Annotated in this window: 19 protein-coding genes and 1 pseudogene; all 20 read left to right on the forward strand. The window is 39.0% G+C overall.

Features of this window, described 5'->3' with window-relative positions; all coding sequences use genetic code 11:
- Positions 1–2 precede the first annotated feature (2 nt).
- The gene (locus DW650_RS17445; protein ID WP_118210671.1) at positions 3–1,745 is read left to right on the forward strand and encodes a GNAT family N-acetyltransferase; all 1,743 of its coding nucleotides are present in this window, start codon (positions 3–5) and stop codon (positions 1,743–1,745) included.
- A 121-nt stretch (positions 1,746–1,866) separates the two neighbouring features.
- Entirely contained in the window at positions 1,867–2,901 is a 1,035-nt protein-coding gene (pseI, locus tag DW650_RS17450; RefSeq protein WP_182384868.1) for a pseudaminic acid synthase, read from the forward strand.
- Entirely contained in the window at positions 2,898–3,965 is a 1,068-nt protein-coding gene (gene pseG / locus DW650_RS17455; RefSeq protein WP_118210673.1) for a UDP-2,4-diacetamido-2,4,6-trideoxy-beta-L-altropyranose hydrolase, read from the forward strand. The genes pseI and pseG overlap by 4 nt, the downstream gene beginning before the upstream one ends.
- Before the next feature lie 23 nt (positions 3,966–3,988).
- On the forward strand, positions 3,989–5,113 hold the full coding sequence (gene pseC, locus DW650_RS17460) for a UDP-4-amino-4,6-dideoxy-N-acetyl-beta-L-altrosamine transaminase (RefSeq protein WP_118210692.1): 1,125 nt from the start codon (positions 3,989–3,991) through the stop codon (positions 5,111–5,113).
- A 17-nt stretch (positions 5,114–5,130) separates the two neighbouring features.
- The gene (locus DW650_RS17465; RefSeq protein WP_118210693.1) at positions 5,131–6,288 is read left to right on the forward strand and encodes a CgeB family protein; all 1,158 of its coding nucleotides are present in this window, start codon (positions 5,131–5,133) and stop codon (positions 6,286–6,288) included.
- Position 6,289: 1 nt separating this feature from the next.
- A complete protein-coding gene (locus tag DW650_RS17470; protein ID WP_158576236.1) occupies positions 6,290–7,996 on the forward strand; it encodes a CDP-glycerol glycerophosphotransferase family protein in 1,707 nt (568 codons plus the stop codon).
- Positions 7,996–8,835 (forward strand): radical SAM/SPASM domain-containing protein, encoded by an 840-nt coding sequence (locus DW650_RS17475; protein ID WP_118210675.1) that lies wholly within the window; start codon positions 7,996–7,998, stop codon positions 8,833–8,835. The genes DW650_RS17470 and DW650_RS17475 overlap by 1 nt, the downstream gene beginning before the upstream one ends.
- Before the next feature lie 194 nt (positions 8,836–9,029).
- The gene (locus DW650_RS17480; RefSeq protein WP_118210676.1) at positions 9,030–9,767 is read left to right on the forward strand and encodes a class I SAM-dependent methyltransferase; all 738 of its coding nucleotides are present in this window, start codon (positions 9,030–9,032) and stop codon (positions 9,765–9,767) included.
- 6 nt (positions 9,768–9,773) lie between these two features.
- The gene (locus DW650_RS17485; RefSeq protein ID WP_118210677.1) at positions 9,774–10,502 is read left to right on the forward strand and encodes an aspartate/glutamate racemase family protein; all 729 of its coding nucleotides are present in this window, start codon (positions 9,774–9,776) and stop codon (positions 10,500–10,502) included.
- A gap of 17 nt (positions 10,503–10,519) precedes the next feature.
- Positions 10,520–11,122 (forward strand): HAD-IB family phosphatase, encoded by a 603-nt coding sequence (locus DW650_RS17490; protein ID WP_118210678.1) that lies wholly within the window; start codon positions 10,520–10,522, stop codon positions 11,120–11,122.
- A gap of 13 nt (positions 11,123–11,135) precedes the next feature.
- Complete coding sequence (locus DW650_RS17495; protein ID WP_118210679.1) at positions 11,136–11,786, forward strand: NTP transferase domain-containing protein; 651 nt, start codon at positions 11,136–11,138, stop codon at positions 11,784–11,786.
- Positions 11,787–11,819: 33 nt separating this feature from the next.
- A complete protein-coding gene (locus DW650_RS20225) occupies positions 11,820–11,972 on the forward strand; it encodes a hypothetical protein (protein WP_243091674.1) in 153 nt (50 codons plus the stop codon).
- Between the two features lie 21 nt (positions 11,973–11,993).
- Positions 11,994–12,950: pseudogene (locus DW650_RS17500) on the forward strand (2-aminoethylphosphonate aminotransferase); the annotation flags it as partial.
- Positions 12,951–12,979: 29 nt separating this feature from the next.
- Positions 12,980–13,690: a sugar phosphate nucleotidyltransferase gene (locus DW650_RS17505; protein ID WP_118210680.1), complete on the forward strand. Its 711-nt coding sequence runs from the start codon at positions 12,980–12,982 to the stop codon at positions 13,688–13,690.
- Positions 13,691–13,704: 14 nt separating this feature from the next.
- On the forward strand, positions 13,705–14,838 hold the full coding sequence (aepY, locus tag DW650_RS17510) for a phosphonopyruvate decarboxylase (protein ID WP_118210681.1): 1,134 nt from the start codon (positions 13,705–13,707) through the stop codon (positions 14,836–14,838).
- Positions 14,835–16,130, forward strand: coding sequence for a phosphoenolpyruvate mutase (aepX, locus tag DW650_RS17515; protein ID WP_118210682.1), 1,296 nt, complete (start codon positions 14,835–14,837; stop codon positions 16,128–16,130). The genes aepY and aepX overlap by 4 nt, the downstream gene beginning before the upstream one ends.
- 66 nt (positions 16,131–16,196) lie before the next feature.
- The gene (locus DW650_RS17520) at positions 16,197–18,086 is read left to right on the forward strand and encodes a CDP-glycerol glycerophosphotransferase family protein (protein ID WP_158576237.1); all 1,890 of its coding nucleotides are present in this window, start codon (positions 16,197–16,199) and stop codon (positions 18,084–18,086) included.
- A gap of 31 nt (positions 18,087–18,117) precedes the next feature.
- Positions 18,118–19,329: a glycosyltransferase family protein gene (locus tag DW650_RS17525; RefSeq protein WP_118210684.1), complete on the forward strand. Its 1,212-nt coding sequence runs from the start codon at positions 18,118–18,120 to the stop codon at positions 19,327–19,329.
- A gap of 31 nt (positions 19,330–19,360) precedes the next feature.
- Positions 19,361–20,257 (forward strand): DUF1919 domain-containing protein, encoded by an 897-nt coding sequence (locus tag DW650_RS17530; RefSeq protein ID WP_118210685.1) that lies wholly within the window; start codon positions 19,361–19,363, stop codon positions 20,255–20,257.
- A gap of 69 nt (positions 20,258–20,326) precedes the next feature.
- The coding region (locus tag DW650_RS17535; RefSeq protein WP_243103012.1) for an N-acetylneuraminate synthase family protein at positions 20,327–20,562 on the forward strand (236 nt) is incomplete at its 3' end.

Genomic DNA, 20,562 nt, shown 5'->3' on the forward strand with positions numbered 1-20,562 from the left:
CAATGGAAAATACACATGGATTGAGATTAAGGCGTGCAGAAAAGGAAGACTGCCGTTTCCTGTACGAACTGCGTAATGAGGAAGAGGTTCGGAAAAATTCATTTCAGACAGGGATATTTTCCTACGAGGATCATGTGGCATGGTTTGAGCGGAAGTTAGAAGAGAAAAATACACGGATCTATATCTTAGAGCAGGATGGAGAGCGCATCGGACAGGCACGCGTGGATTTGGAAGGGCAGAATGGAGAAATTTCCTATGCACTTTGTCTAAGGGCAAGAGGACACGGCTATTCCAAATGGATGTTAGGAAGCATTGAAGAGGAGCTGCGCGAGCAGGCAGTCTGTCGAAAACTTATTGCAGAGGTAAAACGGGAAAATATCGCATCACAGAAAATATTTGAAACACTTTCGTATATAGCTGTCCCGGCTGATTATGGATATGTATTTGAAAAAAAGATACCGCTGTTTACCATCATCATGTGCACTTATAATTCTGCACAGACGCTTGCTACAGCGGTAGAGTCTGTGAGAAACCAGGAGTTTGGCGGCTGGGAAATGCAGATTCTAGATAACGGAAGTAAGGATGAATCTGTAGAGAAACTGCAGGAATATGAGAAATCAGATGACCGGATAAAGTGCATCTACCGAAAGGATAACATTGGTTGGGGCAAGGGAATCAGTGAGTGTTTGAAAACGTCGGCTGGAGGATATATGATGTTTCTTGGTGCAGATGATTATCTGGCAACGGAACATACACTTACAGAGGTTGCAGATGAGGTAAAAAAAAATCATCCACAGATTATTTTTACGGGAACTTATTATGCGAAATATGAGCAGGGGGAATATCACATAATAAGATATACACTGCCGGAGAATAAGGTGTACAAAGGGGACGGAGAACGGCTGATAAGGATGACGGAGCTGATGCACAATGTGTATTATAATTCGGCAATGCACTATCTGAAGATTGATTTTTTAAAGCAGAATGGGATGGATTTTTACGATCCATTTTATATAGACAGCCAGACAATGACAGAAGCGATTGTGAAAGCGGAAAAAATAGTTGTCATGAGCCAGCCGGAATATGTGCTGACACTCAATACCTCGCAGACAGCGAAAAGAACTGTATATGATTATAATGTGGAACGACAGTGGAACAGTATAAAAGAAATTTTGCCTCCGACCACTGCAGGCAGAGAAGAAGCTGTTTCCTATGTGGCGAGACGAGTGCTTGATAACATCGCAGCCATGTGCCAGAGCATCGTACTTGGAGAAGCACTGTGTGACCGTGAGATGAATACGATTGAGAAGAGTATTCCGGAGCGGTTTGCGCGTGTTGAGGAAATGATTTCGACGGATGCAATGGGCGAGATGATGAATTATGCCGGACGGGAAGAGTATGCGGAATGTCTCATCGGTGCTGCGGGAGTGACCTGCTGGATATGTAAAAAGAATAAGAGATTATCAGACGAAATCTGTCATAACAGTAAGTGGCTGGCAGAATTTGTGGAAGTTGCAATGGAAGTAGATGAGACAACGGGTATGGTTGTATGGAAAAAGCGGTTTGACAGAGATGCGGGGGATAGGCTGTTACGGATTTTTCAAAATTCGTGGAATCGTTTTAAGACAGGTGTTGAGTTAGTGTTAAAAGACGATGTCTGGTATGAGGATATTGGAATAAGGGAAAAACTGTGCGAAGAAAAAGAAAGCGGCGTGACATATGCAAGACGCAGTATAGATCAATAGCTGTAAAGGAAAGAATCTGCCATTTGCATACATTAAGCGGGTTTCTGTAAAGCAGTGAATGATTTGAAAAAAATGCCGATATTATATTCAGAAAAGTGAATAAATGCATAAAGGAGCGGCTATGAATTTATATGAAAAAATGAAATCCGGCGTTTATGTTATTGCGGAGATGTCTGCAAACCATGCCGGAAAGATTGAAAATGCATTTAAGATTATTGAGGAAGCTGCAAAAGCTGGTGCTGATTGTGTAAAGATCCAGACTTATACAGCGGACACGCTCACGATTGACTGTGACGACGAACCATACCGGATCAAGGGCGGGTTATGGGACGGATATAATTACTATCAGCTATATCAGGAAGCTTATACTCCGTGGGAATGGCAGCAGCAGTTAAAGGATAAATGCGAAGAAGTAGGTGTAGATTTCCTGTCCACACCGTTTGACCGCACTGCGGTAGATTTCCTGGAGGGGATTGGAATTGAATTTTATAAGATTGCCTCGTTTGAACTGGTAGATATTCCGTTGATTGAATATACGGCGGGCAAGGGAAAACCGATGATCATGTCCTGTGGTATGGCATCGGAAGAAGAGATTGCGGAAGCACTTGCAGCATGCAGGCGACAGGGAAATGAACAAGTCGTATTGTTAAAATGTTGCAGCCAGTACCCTGCACAGTATGAGGATATGAATGTGTCTGTAATTCCGGATATGAAGGAAAGGTTTGGCGTACCGGTTGGTCTGTCTGATCATTCCATGGGTTCCCTTGCAGACGTGGTGGCAGTTTCTCTTGGTGCGCAGGTAATTGAAAAACATGTGTGCTTAAGTCATGAGATTGAGAATCCGGATGCAGCGTTTTCAATGGAAATGAAAGATTTTGCCCAAATGGTACAGGATGTCCGTAATGCCTGCCTTATCAAGGGTAGACCGACCTACGAACTGACCGAGCATGAGAAAGACAGTTTAAAATACAGACGCTCACTTGTAGCGGTAAAACCGATTGCAGAAGGAGAGTTGTTTACGGAAGAGAATGTAAGAAGTATTCGACCGGCAATCGGAATCAAGCCGAAATATTATAAAGCATTGCTTGGCAAACCGGCGAAGAAGGCATACCGTTTTGGGGAACCGATTGGGCAGCTGGAAGTGGAGCAAATATGATCGTATTTCGGGCAGACGCCAATGAGACGGCAGCGACGGGACATCTGATGCGCTGTATGACAATTGCAGAAGCCTGTCGGGAAAAAGGCGTGGAATGTGAATTCTGGCTTGCAGAAGACAAAGAGACCGAACGACTCAGGCAGGCAGGATTTTCTTACCGGATCTTAGGAAGCCAATGGGATGATCTTGAGAAAGAACTTCCGTTTTTAGAGAGACAGCTTGATGATTTAGACAGGCAGGGGAAAAAAGTTACATATCTGGTAGCAGACTCGTATCAGGCAACTCCACGTTATCTTGGAAAATTGAATGACAGAATTCCGGTACTTTATATTGATGATATGAGAATGCAGATATATCCGGTGGCAGCAGTGTTACAATATATTCCGGTCAGAACAAAAAATTCATTGAATATAGAAGAACGATCCGAGCAAAATATGCCAGTCTATTTGCGTGGGTTTAGGTATGCACCTCTGCGGAAAGAATTTCTAAAATCACATGTGGAACAGAGAGAAAAAAGCATTCTGATTACAACCGGGGGGACTGATACTTATAATATTGCCGGCAGGCTGTTACAGGAGTGTCTGGATAAGGATGTATTTCAAGAGTATAGATTTCATGTGATTGTTGGAAATATGAACAGTCATGAAGCAGAACTGTGCGGGCTTTCAGAGAGGGATAAGAGGATCTGTATTCATAAAAATATTTCTAATATGAGTGATTATATGCACAGCTGTGAACTTGCGGTTTCGGCAAGCGGTACAACGTTATTGGAACTGTGTGCCTGTGGAATACCGGCGATATGTTTTTCTTTTGCGGATAACCAGATGGCATTTGCAGCCAGTATGGATAATTACGGAGCTATGTGCTATGTGGGGGATGCAAGGGAAGAAGATAACATAGAAAGAATTATCTGTATGCGACTTACAGAACTGGCGGGACAGGAAAAGCTGCGAAAAAGGCAGGTCGCCTGCATGAAGGCACTTGTAGATGGAAGAGGTGCAGAACGGATTGCTGATTTCCTGATCTGTGGAAATTTGAACGAATGTGACGATATACATAAATAGATGATGAAAGGGTGATGATTATTATGATACCTTATGGAAGACAGACGATTGAAGAGGATGATATTCAGATAGTCGTAGATGTACTGCGATCTGATTATCTCACAACAGGACCTAAGGTCGCAGAATTCGAAAAACTTGTGGCAGATTATGTCGGGGCAAAATATGCTGTGGCGATTTCAAATGATACAGCTGCATTACATGCAGCCTGTCATGCGGCGGGAATCGGACCGGGAGATGAAGTGATCACTACACCGATCACATTTGCAGCGTCATCAAACTGTGTATTATATTGTGGTGGTACACCTGTATTCGCAGATGTTGATTCCAAAACTTATAATATTGATCCGGAAGATATAAAACGAAAGATCACGGGTAAGACAAAGGCGATCATACCGGTTCATCTTGCTGGACAGCCATGTGATATGGATGAGATCCATGCAATTGCGAAGGAACATCATCTGATTGTTATTGAGGATGCTGCACATGCGCTTGGTTCGGAATATAAAGGAAAAATGATTGGATCAATGTCAGATATGACAACGTTTAGTTTTCATCCGGTAAAACCGATTACAACCGGTGAAGGCGGTATGATCGTAACGAATGATGAAACATTATACAAGAAACTGGTATTGTTCCGCAGTCATGGAATTACAAGAGATGAAAGCCAGATGACCCGCAATGAGGGATCTTGGTTTTATCAGCAGATCGATCTGGGATATAATTATCGTATGACGGATATCCAGTGTGCATTAGGCTGTACACAGATGAAAAAGCTGGATCGTTTTATTGCACGCAGACGTGAGATTGTAGAACGATATAATGAGGCTTTTGCAGATTGCAAAAATATTGTTACTCCATATCAGCTTCCAGATACAAAGAGCGGCTGGCATCTTTATATTATTCAGGTAAAAAATAAAGATCGCAAAGAAGTATTCGAGGCACTGCGTGAGGAGGGAATCGGTGTGAATGTACACTATATTCCGGTTTATTATCATCCGTATTATCAGGAACACGGATTTAAGGATGTGCATTGTCCGGTAGCTGAAGAGCTGTATACACATATTATCAGTCTGCCGATTTTCCCGAAACTGACGGATGAACAGCAGGATGAAGTGATTGATAAAGTGAAGAAAGTTGCGGAAAATTGATGAATACAGGGAGAAATATGAAATTATTATTTTTTCAATGGCATTCTTTTATGAATAAGGGAATCGAGCGGGGGTTGAAGGAACTGGAAATCCCGTATGATACATTTTTTTATCAGTTTAACGACTGGGAAAAGGATGATGCTTTTTTAGAGCAGTTCCGGGCTTATTTAAAGGCGGGAGCTTATACGGACGTGCTGTCGGTCAATTTTTCGCCATTGATTTCGATGCTGTGTGAGGAACTTGGAATCGTATACACGGCATGGGTATATGATTCGCCGCTTCACATCCGAAATCTGGAGAGCCTTAAGAATTCCTGCAACCGGATTTTCTTTTTTGACAGGGGACAGGCAGAGGAACACCGCAAAGATGGAGTCAATGCGATGCATCTGCCGCTTGCGGTGGATACGGAGGTCTTTCGTATTAATGCATCGAAACGGGAAAAAGAAGACTATCGGACGGATATCTCTTTAGTTGGAAAACTTTACCAGACAGAGTATGCATATTTTACGGCACCGTTACAGGGCTATACAAAGGGGTATCTGGAAGGAATTGTAAATGCACAGGGCAAAGTGTACGGCGGTTATTTGATACCGGAATTAATTACCGATGAACTGTTAGCACAGATGAATGTCGAATATACAAAAGTGGCAAAGGACGGATTTGTGATGGGCAGAAGAGAACTTGAATTTATGCTTGCCTGCGAGACGACTGGAAGGGAACGTTATATGGCGTTGGCGCTTTTATCTGCACATTATCCGGTGGATTTGTATTCAACGGATGTGGATAAAAGGTTAGAAAAAGTAAGATATCGTGGATACGCAGACTATTATTCACAGATGCCGCTTGCATTTTCTCAGAGTAAAATCAACCTCAATATTTCGCTCAAGACAATCCGTACCGGAATACCGCTTCGGGTCATTGATGTGCTTGGATGCGGTGGATTTATGCTCTCAAATTATCAGGAAGAGCTCTTTGAGTACTTTAACATTGGAGAAGAATTAGTCGTATATGAGAATATAGAGGACTTGTTTTATAAGGCAAAATATTATCTCGAACATGAGGACGAGAGAAAACAAATTGCACTTGCGGGAGTTGAGCGTGTAAAGCGTGATTTTACGTTCCGGGAGAGATTACGGGTAATGTATGGGAACAGTAGTGCAGACAGGAGAAACTGAGATGACAAATGAACAGAATGAGATTATAACTACAATTGAAAAAATGTTGGAAATGGTGAAAAGCGGCGAATTACCATTGGATATGTGTCCAATATCGAATTTCCGGACAGTATACTATTGTGCACTGTGTTATGCGAATGATATAAAATTAGCCGAACAGATTGCAGAGGAGTATTGTACCGTACTGCAATCATTAGCGGCAAATGGTGCGCGGACAGAATTTTGCATGATGCTGGAGCTTATGATTAAAAGTATGAAGTATGAATATGAGAAGCGCAGTTATTATGAAAAACAAAATAAGATATTAGCGGATAAACTGGAAGAAATGCAGAATGGAACATCTGTTTTTGATGAGATATTACAGTGTTATGAGAAAAACGGGATTAATGAAAAGTTCCTGGAAGATCATACGTACCAGTCATTAGTTTCGGTAAAAGAAAAAGGAAGTATTGAACTTTTCAAAGAGATTTCTGCTAAAGTATATGAAACAGCATTAAACTGTATTCGAAAGAAACAGGTAAAAAAAATTGTATTTTTATTGAAAGACAGTGCGGAGTGGAGCTGTGAGGAATTATATAAGAGATTTAATGAAACATCGGGATATGAAGTGTGTGTTGCGGTAGCCCCTTTTTTTGCAGGATCGCAGCAGGCAGTCAGTAAAATGTATCTGGATACGGTTCAATATTTTCGAGAAAGAAAAATTGACACGGTTGAGATGTATGATATACAGAAAAACAGGTATAAAAGCTGGGAAGAGATAGGGATGCCAGACATTGTATTTCATTTAAATCCACATTATAAGGCATTTGCAGAAAGCAGCAATATATGCAATTTTCCATTGAGTATTTTAAATGTATATATTCCGTATGGAATAATGATATACGGAAATGTCAGACAGCAGTATAATCAGCTATCACATATGTTATATTGGAAAATTTTCTGTGAGACACCGTTACATAAAGAAATGGCTTCGAAATATGCGGATATAGGAGATATCAATGTTGTCTGCAGTGGATATGTAAAAATGGATACTTTTTTTGACACCTGTCTGCAGGAGAAAAGAAAAATATGGAAAATATCTCCGAGGGCAGATGAAAAAAAAATAAAGAAAATAATATATGCACCGCATTGGTCTATAAAGGATGCTGTTACGGGATTTGGTAATTTTGATAAGATATACAAATCGTTATATGAATATGTAAAGAAAAATGAAACATCAACATCGTGGGTATTTAGACCACATCCGATGCTTAGAGTAGGAGCAGTACAGCAAGGGATATTTAAATCGGAAGAGGAATATGAAGAATACCTTGAAATGTGGAGACAGTTGCCGAATGCCCAGGTAATAGAAAATGGAATGTATACAGATATTTTTGAATCGTCAGATGCGATGATTTTAGATAGTATATCATTTTTGGGAGAATATATCTATATGCATAAACCAATGCTTTTTCTTACAAGGGATAGAAACACTTTCAATGATTTTGGAAAAGAATTGGTAAGGGTGCTATACAAAACAGATGGAGGAAATCTGGAAGGAATAAAGAATTTTGTTGAAAAAAATGTAATTGGGAATGAAGATCCAATGAAAGAACGGCGTGAAGAATTTTTTGAAAAATATATGGACTATAGAAATCAAAATGGAATGCTGGCAAGTGAATATATAAAACAGTATATTGACTGTTTAACAGAAGGTGATAAAGAGTAATGAATCTAACAGAACGGTATAGTAAAAAACTTGAAACAACTGTAAATGGTCAGCAGATATCATTGGATGGTGTATTGTTACAATTGGAAGTGACAAATGCCTGCAACCATAAATGTATGTTTTGTCCTAATGTAGAGAGTCATCGTCCTAAAAAAATGATAGACTTTGAATTGGCAAAGAGAGTGATGAAAGAGTGTGCCGATTTTTTAGGAGCAGATAAAAGGATTTGTTTTCATATGAATGGAGAACCCTTATTATATAAAAGGCTTCCTGAACTGGTGGAATATTCTAAAAAATTAGGATATGAGTATTCGTTTATTACAACCAATGGTTCGCTGGCAAATGAGGAATTGTTGACAAGATTATTTGAAGCAGGATTAGATAGTATAAAATTTTCCATTAATGCTGGAAGTAGAGAAACATATAAGAAAATACATGGTGTTGATAATTATGAGAATGCAATAAATGCGTTAAAATTTTCGTGGAAATATCGTGAAGAAAATGGGAAAAAGTATAAGATATTCGTTTCGTGTGTAGGAATAAAACAAAATTATGAGGAATTAGAGGCATTTAATCAGATGGCCAGCTGTTACTGTGATGAAGTTGTATTTTATTATCCTTGTGGATATGCAGGACAAAAATTAGCCAGTTTGGAAGACAGATGTGATTTGTCAAAATTATCTGTTAAATCATTTGAAATAAGGCATACAGTTCCATGTGCTGTGTTATGGAATTCTATTAATGTGACATGTGAAGGATATCTATCTTTATGCTGCAGTGAATCAGATAATCGGCTTATTGTAGAGGATATTAATCATATAGGGGTTAAAGAAGCCTAGCTGGGAGAAAAGATGATGACTATTCGGGAAAAGCATGCCAAAATGAATATAGAAGAGATGCCGTGTCTGTCCTGTGTTACAGAAACGCCATATGACATTACAAAGATTGATAAACATTTATTTGCGCTATCACTACAAAATACTAAAGAAATGCTATGATGTGATAAATATCAGGATAATGTTGGGAGAGAATAATGCGAATAAAAGAAAAAATTGAAAATATCGATTACAATGATACAAAACTCTTTTTTAAGAAACGTGCAGAGAAATTTCAGGAAAGTAATCCATATTCGGTTACCATGTATCAGGATAATAATGAAGAAATAGTAAGACAGCGGAATAAAAAAGAGATAGAAAAACTGATGCCATTGTTACATATGGAAAAAGAGGCAAAGGTACTAGATGTTGCATGCGGAATTGGAAGATGGGCAGATGCTTTGCCAGAAGATATTAAAGAGTATTGTGGTATGGATTTTAGTGAAGAATTGGTAGCAATTGCGAATAAAAGAAATCATAGAAACAGATTTTTTTACTGTGTAGGTGGTGCCAATGAAATTGCAGCGGTACTGAAAAAAAATGGAAAGGGTTTGTATAACAGGATTTTGATCGTTGGAATTTTAATGTATTTGAATGATGTAGATATGGCAGATTCATTAAGACAGATAGAAAAAGTTTGTGAGACAAAATCCGTTATATGTATCCGGGAACCTATTGCAATAGAAGAAAGGCTCACATTAAAAGATTTTTTTTCTGAGGAATTGAACGATTATTATAATGCTATATATAGAACACGGGATGAATTGATGGTAAGTATAAATGAAATGTTCTTAAATAAAGGATTCAGGATAAAAGAGGAAGGATTTTTATTTGATGACGATGCGCTTAACAATAGAAAAGAGACCGCTCAATATTACTATATCTTGGAAAGGTGACCAAACATGTATAGGGAAAAGGTAGGGATTATAGGTGGCTTTGGGGCATATGCAACGTTAAATTTTTATAAAAGATTGTTGGAAGAATTCGCTTCAGAAAGTGAACGAAATTATCCTCATATAATAATGGATAATAATTTTACCATGCCAAGCAGGACAAGGGCATTATTGTATGGTGAGGCATATGATGAGGTGGTGGATGGTATTTCTGATTCCATACAGTTAATGATGCAGAATGATGTGAGCAAGATCATATTAGTGTGTGGAACAGCGCATTATTTTTTAAATGATGTATATAAAAAAATTCCGGAGGCAAAAGAAAAAATTGTAGACATTATTAATATTATGGGCGAAGAACTGAAATTGAAGGATGAGGGAGAAGTGTTGGTTATTGCTGCGGAGGGGGCGTTACAGAAAAAATTATATCAAACACGTTTAAAAAAGTATGGAATAAAATGTGTAAATCCAGATGAAGAGGATTTTATAGATATTCGGTATTTCATTGAATGTGTGAAAAGAAATGAATTGAATGAAGATTTAGTGCATCAGTTTGGAAATTTTCTTGACAAATTTGGCAAAAGAAATGTGGTTTTAGGGTGTACAGAATTTCCAGTCCTGGTAGAATATATTGATAAATGCCAAAAAACAGAGAGTACAGTAAATTTACGAAAACAATATTGCTTTTACGATCCACTACAGATGACGATAAAGTGGTTGAAAGAAAATTTACAATAGCAAAAGAGAGGTAGAGGATGAGCAGATATATTTTTCTATTCGATTTGGATTCAACGGTAACCAAACAGGAAATATTGCCTACTATTTCAAAAAGGCTAGGAATATATGAGAGGATGAGCGAACTTACAGAGAGTACAATGAGGGGGGAAATACCGTTTAAACAGAGTTTTTTGCAAAGGGTTGAACTATTGAAAGATGTTCCTGTAAGTGAAGTGAATGAAATGGTCAGCAGAATTCAATTAAACAATCATTTAGTGGATTTTATACAGAAAAATCACGATAGATGCCATATTGTTACAGGGAATTTGGATGTATGGATTGATGGGGTGATCAGGAAGTTGGGAATGGAACGAAATACGTTTTGTTCTAAAGCGATTGTGAAAAATGATTATATTGAAGACGTGTTTAATATTGTAGACAAAAATGCGGTTATTGGTCAAATGGTTTTACCATTTGTTGCAATTGGAGATGGAAATAATGATGCTGAGATGATAGAGGCAGCGGAAGTAGGAATTGGGTATGGTGGGGTAAGGGAGATTGCACCGGCAGTACTTGCATGTGCCAGTCATGCAATTTATGATGAGGAAAAATTAGTCGAATTTTTAGAAAGGCTCTTGTAAAGGAGGAAATGCAATGCAGGTTTCGAGGACAGTAATCATTAGCTGCGCAGGCATGGGGAATCGTTTGGGGCTTGGAACTACAAAAGCACTGGTTGAAGTAGAAGGTAAACCGTTAATTATGCATCATCTTGAAAAGCTGAAAGATGAGAGTGATATTCGTGTAGTAGTTGGTTATCAGGCAGAAAAGGTAATTAATGTAGTTAGAAAATATCGAAAAGATGTTGTGTTTGTATTTAACCATAATTATAGAGAAACAGGAACAGGTGCAAGTGTTGCGTTAGCATCACAATATGCAAATGAGTATATTTTATCTTTGGATGGAGATTTAATAATACATCCTGATGATATGAAAAAAATATTGGAATGTGATCATGAATTTGTGAGTGGAGGAATACCGGATACAGATGAGCCGTGGATGCTTCAGACATACAAAGATGATGGTAAAGAGTTTGTAAGTGCATTTTCAAAGAATATTGGCAATTATGAATGGAATGGCATTACACAAATGAAGAGCGCAAAGATCAAAAATGGACAAGGACATGTTTTTCAGTTAATAGAACCATATTTGCCAATTCCGTTTTTGGAACTTAGAACACGCGAAATTGATACGGTAAATGATTATGAAAGAGCGGTTGAGTGGGTTAGAAATAATTTCAGGGAATAAGATGTATGCAACGTATTTGAAGGAGAAAACAACGTGAAAAGAAATATATTATTAAATCCGGGACCCGCCACAACCACTGACACGGTAAAACAGGCACAGATAGTGCCGGATATTTGTCCGCGGGAACAGGAATTTGTTGAGATAATGAAACAGATCCGCACAGATCTGGTCAAAATCGTACATTGAGATTTAGAGGAATATACATCTGTATTATTCTGCGGTTCGGGAACGATTTCCATGGATGTATGTTTAAATTCGCTGTTGCCGGAGGAAAAGAAAATACTGGTGGTCAATAACGGTGCATACAGTTCAAGAGCGGTCGAGATCTGTAAATATTACGGACTGCCGTTTATTGATCTGAAATTTCCGATTGATGAGAGACCATCGTTGGAAGTAATTGAGCGTACATTAAAAGAAAACGAGGATATTGCCCTTGTCTATACGACGCACAATGAGACAGGTACGGGAATTCTGAATCCGGTACGGGAGATTGGGGCGCTGGTGCATCAGTATCATGCAGTATTTGTGGTAGATACAACATCCACCTATGCGATGCGTCCGATCAATATCAAAGAAGATAATATTGATTTTTGTATGGCATCCGCACAGAAAGGTCTTATGGCAATGACAGGAGTATCTTTTGTTGTCGGCAAAAGAAGTATTATTGAACAGTCAAAGGATTATCCAAAGAGATCTTATTATTGCAATTTATATCTGCAATATGATTATTTCGAAAAACATGGAGAAATGCACTTTACCCCACCGGTACAGACTATTTACGCGATGCGGCAGGCACTAAAGGAATATTTTGCAGAGGGTGAGCAGGAAAAGTGGAAACGTCATACCAGAGTTTTTGTGGCCTTACATCAGGGATTGGAAGAGCTGGGATTTCAGGATGTGATAAAGCGGGAATGGCAGGCAGGACTGGTCATTACTGTAAAATACCCAGATGATCCAAACTGGAGTTTTTCTGCAATCCATGATTATTGCTATGAGAGAGGATTTACGATATATCCTGGAAAAATCAACAATACGGAAACCTTCCGGCTTTGTGCGTTAGGTGCTGTTGATGAAGCTGATATCCAGGAGTTTTTTAAAGTATTTCAAGCAGGATTGGAAAGCATGAAAGTGGCGGTTCCTGTTTTTTACCGTGAAGAAAAATAAAAGGATCAGATTATGAGGTGATATGCAATATGGCAGATAACGAGATTGCTATTTTAATGGCAGCGGGACTTGGGACAAGAATGAGACCTCTGACAGATAAAATTGCCAAGCCATTGGTAAGTGTTCATGGGAAATCACTGATTGAAACAATTATTGAAGCGTTGCAGCAGCGTGGTGTCACAATAATTTATGTTGTTGTAGGATATCGGAAAGAGCAGTTTGCTTATTTAACAGAAAAATATGATCATTTGGTATTGATTGAAAATAAGGAGTATCTGAAAAAAAATAATATTTCATCACTGTATGCTGTGGGGGATATTCTGGGAAGTAAGGACTGTTTTATTTGCGAGGCAGATCTGTATGTGACGGATCCTGCAATTTTTCTGAGGAAATTTAAGAAATCCTGCTATTTTGGAAAAATGATTCCGGGATATTCGGATGACTGGGTATTTGAAATGCGGGAAGGAAAAATTACCAGAGTCGGAAAAGGCGGCACGGATACTTATAATATGGCAGGAATCTCGTATTGGAAAAAGGAAGATGCCGTGTTAATCAGGAATGCCATTCAAGAAGCATATAAAACAGCAGGACATGAACAGCTTTTCTGGGATGAGATCGTGGATCAGGAATTGGACAATCTTGATGTTACGGTAGAAGAGATACCGGCAGATAGTGTGGTTGAGATTGATACATTTGACGAATTATGTAAAATAGATGAGACATACCGTAATGCAGAATAGATGGGAGAAGAGAAATGATTGTAACGGATTTTATAAAACAGATCAAAAAAGTGGGAATTAAAACATTGACAGGTGTACCGGATTCTGCACTAAGGCCATTCTGCGATTATATCAATGGAGTGGGGAAAGAGGAATTTACACATTATGTACCGGCAAATGAAGGGGCAGCAGTCGGTATTGCAATCGGAGAATATCTTTCGACGGGCGTACCTGCCTGTGTATACATGCAGAACAGTGGACTTGGAAATATTGTTAATCCGATCACATCGCTTGCAAATGAGGAAGTATACGGAATCCCGATGCTGTTATTGGTTGGGTACCGCGGTGAGCCGGGCAAAAAGGATGAACCACAGCACAAATATATGGGTAAGATCACAGAAAGCCTGCTGGATGTGCTTGGCATAGAACATATGGTGCTTGGGAAAGAACTCACGGAGCAGGAGATTTCAGAGGGCTTTGGGAGAGCTGCACAAAAGTTAAAGGAAGGGCAGCAGTTTGCGTTTGTCCTGAAGAAGGATTTCCTTGAGATTGAAGAAAAAAGTATTTATGTAAATGACAATTCACTGATCCGGGAAGATGTTATTGCACAGATTATAGAGTCACTGGATGAAAGCGATGTTGTGGTTTCTACGACTGGAAAGATATCCAGGGAGGTATATGAACAGAGTGACAGAATCAACGGAAGCCATGCGCAGGATTTCCTGACCGTAGGCGGGATGGGACACGCATCCATGATCGCATTTGGAATTGCGGAGAATGCAAAAGAAAAACGGGTGTACTGCATGGATGGTGACGGAGCAGAACTGATGCATATGGGAAGTCTGGCATTTATTGCAAAGCAGAAACCGCAAAATTTTGTCCATATCTGTCTGAACAATGAGGCACATGAATCGGTTGGAGGAATGCCGACCGGATGCGTAGGGTTGAGTTACGCAGAAGTTGCGCGGACAGTTGGGTACGAAGCTGTTTACTACATTGATACAATGGAAGAACTAAAGCAGGTTTTGCATGACATTAAACCAGAAAGAAAACTTACTTTCATTGAGATAAAGGTTTCCATGCAGTCAAGAGCGGATCTGGGAAGACCAAAAGAAACAGCAGCAGAAAACAAAGAGAATTTTATGAAATACCACGGAGTGAAAGAATGAAAAAAGTATATGCATGTTTTTGTACAGACGTGATCCACGAGGGTCATCTGAATATTATTCATGAAGCAAAAAAATATGGAAAAGTAATTGCGGGTGTATTAAGCGATGCTGCGATGATACGTTATAACCGTTTTCCTACTGTTTCATTTGAAGAGCGGAAAAAGATGTTAGAGCAGATTCCTGAGGTGGATGAAGTAGTAGTACAGAATGAGGTCATGTACGGGAATATTTTAGAGCAGATAAAGCCGGATTATGTCATTCATGGGGATAACTGGCTGAATGATCCGATGGAAGTGATCCGCGATAATGTAATCGAAAATCTGGCAAAATGGGGTGGCCAATTAATCGAAGTTCCATATACATATAATGAGCAGGTAAAAAATATAGAGGCAGTGATGCGGGAGCGCGCTGCCATGCCCGAATATCGCAGAAAACGGCTGCGCCAGTTACTTAAATTATGTCCTATCGTAAAGACTTTGGAAGTGCATAGTGGGCTGACTGGTCTTATAGCCGAAAAAACGGTTGTGGCAAACCAGGGGGAGATCGATCAGTTTGATGCAATGTGGCTTTCAAGTCTGTGTGATTCCACTGCGAAAGGAAAACCGGATATTGAACTGGTAGATATGTCGTCAAGACTGCGTACCGTAGATGATGTACTTGAGGTGACGACAAAGCCGATCATTTTAGATGGTGATACCGGCGGAATGATCGAACATTTTGTATACAATGTGCGTACATTGGAACGCATCGGCGTCTCTGCCGTGATCATCGAAGATAAGACAGGATTAAAGAAAAATTCTTTGTTTGGGACAGAGGTAGAGCAGACGCAGGACAGCATCGAGAACTTTACTGCCAAGATCCGCGCAGGAAAGCATGCACAGCGCACACAGGATTTTATGATTATTGCCCGCATTGAGAGCCTGATTCTAGAAAAGGGTATGGATGACGCCTTAGAGAGGGCATCTGCCTATGTGGAAGCAGGTGCAGATGGAATCATGATCCACAGCAGGAAAAAAGAACCGGATGAAATCTTTGAATTTTGTGATAAGTTTCGTAATAGGGATGCGGTAACACCGATCGTTGTTGTGCCAACCTCATATAATGCCACCTATGAGAGTGAGTTGCAGGCACATGGGGTCAACATTGTGATTTATGCAAATCAGCTTACGCGCAGTGCGTTTCCAGCAATGCAGAAAACAGCTACAGATATTCTGACATATCACAGAGCGAAAGAAATCGATGACAGATTGATGCCAATTAAGGAGATTATTACTTTGATTGATGAGATTTAGGTATTGTAGAATATGCTTGTGGACAGACTGACATTACAGAAAATTGACGATATAGGGAGAAATATTATGAACGATATGTCTATTAAAGAACAAATGATGCAGTTAACAAAACAATGTATTTTATCTAACGATGATAAAGCTATGCTTGAATGTCTGCAAATTTACAAATCATCTTTTGGCTATGATGATTTTTATATTACTAGTTTATCTTCTTTGCGTATTACACCAGAGCCATTGGTAAGCCTTATTTACATAAAACAGCCGGATGAGGATGAACAAGCATGTTGTGATAATATCAACAGATACAATAATTATCAAAATCTTGAAATTACAGTTCTGTCTGCAGATAATTTGCTGGAAGATTTTTATCATTGTTTTACCAGTATGTCAGGTCAATATATCTGCTTTTGCGACTGTAACCACAAATATGACAGCAACCGTATTCGGGCTTTGCTTTTACTACTTAGCCAGAATGATTCTGTTGATGGAGTCGTTTGCAGTCGAAATTTTATTGAGGCAGATAATACAATCCTTGCACATCCTGAGCGAATTTACCGGGAAGTACTTGATGAACATATTTTTGGTGGAAATCAGTTATTAACTTATAGCATTGAAAATGATGTAAATATATATGGCGATTTATCTACCCTGTTATTATCCATGGATTATGTAAAAACCGTGCCTTTTTTTGAATGTGATATTCCTGATTCAATGCAGCAATCAGCGTTGCTGTATCAGTTACTTTATTCGGCTAAAGTTTTATATACCTATATGCCATTAGTATCTGCTATACTGACACCCGCTTTGCACGATGCCGAATTAGTTCATGATTTTCAAAAATTTTTAAATATCTTTCAAAATCAGTTACTGGAACATACATCAGCAACAGTGAATAATTTTAGCCAGACAGAAAATTTTGTCCCATGTAAAAAGGATATTACATTTTTTTATACCGATATGGGTGAATATTATAATTTAAAACCGATTGCAGATGAGGCTGAAGCCCGGGGATATAGAGTGTCTTTTACCAGGGATATCTTTGCACCGGCAGAAATTGGTGTTTATTGTCAGCATGTATGTCATCCTGAAAATTCAAGATTTTCTGTGATTCTTCTGCATGATCTGGCACAGGGACATAAACCAAACATCTGGGAGTATGAGCCTTGGAATAAGTTTGACATTGGGATTCTTCCAGGAAAATTCTGGAATAATCTGTGGAGCAGATGCGCCTTTAATTATTATGTCAATCCAAGATGTGGAACATATGAATTTGGTTATCCTAAAAGTGATTTGGTATCGTCTCCTGAACTTGCACAGCGTGTTAGCAGTTTGAAAGAAAAGTTAAATTTAAAGTATGATATTTCGATACTTTATGCACCATCATGGGAGAATGACGGAAAAGAGGATGACTTTATTAAGGCATTGTCTTCTTTAAATGTGAATTTGCTTATCAAGCAGGCCGACTGGTCAGAGGTGTATTCTAATATTACTGAGAATATACGGCAAATGCGAGAACTTCATGAGGGTAAATATGAAAATGTATATTACATTGAGCCGCAGGAAAGTATCATGACAGCACTTGCAATGAGCGACATTATTGTTTCTGATGAATCCAATGTTATGGCGGAAGCATTAATGTTTGGTAAGTTAAGTATTGCGGTTGCTGATTGGCTTATTCCCGATTGTACGCCAAGCAGATATGCGAATCCGATGGATTATGTTATTAAAACAACAAAAAAAGATTTAAGAAAAGATGTTGAAAGGTTTTTGTCATCTCCCAAGTATTATTCTGATTTTTTTGAAAAGGGAAGAGAACTTTTTTCAAATGCAGGAAACTGCTGTGTAGAAATTTTGGATGCGATTGGGTATTTTACATCTGATAAACACAGTACATCGACTGCTTTTTTGAAAAAAAGAATGTCATCAAAGTATTCTATCTGCAGTCTGTGGAATTAGTGATAGTGGAGATAAGAGTGGAGAAGAATACATGAATGAAAATAAAATCGCATTTATCATATGCACGAACAATCAATTATATTTTAATGAGTGCTGCTACTACATAAACAGGCTGCTTCTGCCGGAAGGATTCGAGCGGGATGTCATCGGCATTGAGGATGCACCATCGATGTGTGCAGGATACAATGCCGGGATGCAGAGCAGTGACGCTAAATATAAAGTATATCTGCACCATGATGTGTTTATCAAAGAATCGAAGTTTATTTTTTATCTGTTAGAGCGGTTTTGTAGTGCACCGGATGTCGGCATGATTGGAATGGTCGGCGGATGCGGGATGCCCAAAACCGGAGTTGCTTACCTTGCGTGGAATGAGGGCACTGTGGATTGCAGGGAGCCGGATTTTGCATATCAGCTCATCTGCGACCCGGCACAGCAGGCAGACTGTCTGGTGGATGCGGTGGACGGACTTTTGATCGCGACACAGTATGATGTGGCATGGCGGGAAGATTTATTTGTGAACTTTGATTTTTATGATGTATCGCAGTCCTTTGAGATGCGTAAAGCAGGATATCATATCTTGGTTCCTTATCAGAAGACACCGTGGGTGATTCACGACAGTAGTTTTGCAAAGTTGAATCATTATGATGAGAATCGAAAAATTGCACTTGAAACGTATCCGGATTTTTTTACGGAGGAGGATGGATTTTCATTCGTCTATGAGGAGGAATGGGAGAATCTAAGCGAGGCGCTGGCAGATGAGGTGCGCAGACTAATTGATGTGGGGAATTGGGAAGATGCTGGAAAAATCATAGAGTTGTATCACAAAAACCAGATGAAAAATTCTGCGTTAGAACTGTATGGTGTAATGTGTGAAATCTATGAAAAAGAGCAGGAGTGTGGTATAAAAGAACACTTTTTTGATAAGACAGGTGACTATGAGGCAGCCTGCCAGAAATACATAACCGTAAGATTTCTTTTGCGCCGGGTAGAGTGCGAAATGGAGAGTGCGGCTTATTCAGAGTTAAAGGATGCAGTGGTGGAAGGAAGAATTTCTGCGGAGACACTTCTTTTAATGATTTTGCACGGAAGCTATGATAAGGCGACAGTGCTTCGAAAAGTCATCCCATGGTGTGAAGCAGCGGGAGATAATGACGGTGCACAGAAACTGCAGGCATTCTATGACAGGGTAAAAGGAAAGAAGCTGCCATTTGCATACAGTAAGCGGGTTTCTGTAAAACGGTGAAGAAAATATACAATGTTCGAAGAGAGAAAAAATGTATAAGATTGCAATTATTTATGCAGGTGCAACATACGAGAGTGCGTTAAATCATATAAGACTTCAGGAATTGCTCGGAAAGATAAAAGTTATTGGAATCGGAACGCAGGATATCTATGCGGAGTATGTAGATGGGTATCCAGTGACTACCATCGAAAATATTTTGCAACAGGAGTGGGATTATCTTTTGATTGCAGGTCAGGAACAGAATTTTGCACAAATGAAGGCATTGTTGGTAAGTATCGGAATAGAGGCGGACAGAATTTTTTCGATAATGGTATTTTCGCTGCCAATGTTTGACATGGAAGAATATGTGCAGTTTGTTAACAAAAAGGTAAGCATCATATCAAATCATTGCTGGGGTGGTTTTACTTATCATTCGCTGAAAGCAGAATTTTTGTCCCCATTTATTAATATGTTTATTCCACAAGCAGATTACATCAGACTGTTAGAAAGTTTTGATGCTTATATGAATGAAAAAGTAAAATATTATAAAAATGAATATGAGTCAAATTTAAAAAGAGAATATCCAGTGGCATTACTTGGTGACATAGAGCTTCATTTCAATCACTATAAATCTTTTGAAGAGGCAGAACAAAAATGGTATGAAAGAAAACAACGGATGAATGAGGAAAGGTTGTTTGTTGAAATGCAGACGGATAGTGAAGAACTGGCAGAACGATTTGATAAGTTGCCGTTTAAACAAAAAGTGGTATTCGTTCCGTTTGAAACAAAGCTTACATCAGCAATAAGTTTAAAGAAAATCAATGCAAACTATTCGGGTGCATTTTATGAGAGTGTAAATAGGTTGGCAACAGGACAGCAGGCATTTTACAATATTCTGAAGTTGTTAAATGGAGAAAGAGATTTCTTTAGGGTTAGTGAAAAAATGTAAGCAGTGAATGATTTGAAAAAATGCCGATATTATATTCAGAAAAGTGAATAAATGCATAAAGGAGCAGCTATGAATTTATATGAAAAAATGAAATCCGGCATTTATGTTATTGCGGAGATGTCTGCAAACCATGCGGGAAAGATTGAAAATGCATTTAAGATTATTGAGGAAGCTGCAAAAGCTAGTGCTGATTGTGTAAAGATCCAGACTTATACAGCGGACACGCTCACGATTGACTGTGATGACAGTAAGTACGTAATCATCCGTATCTGTCAGCAACTATATTTTTCTGATACACTCTTTTC

This window comes from Roseburia sp. AM23-20 (assembly GCF_003470905.1).
GTDB classification, from domain to species: domain Bacteria; phylum Bacillota; class Clostridia; order Lachnospirales; family Lachnospiraceae; genus Roseburia; species Roseburia rectibacter.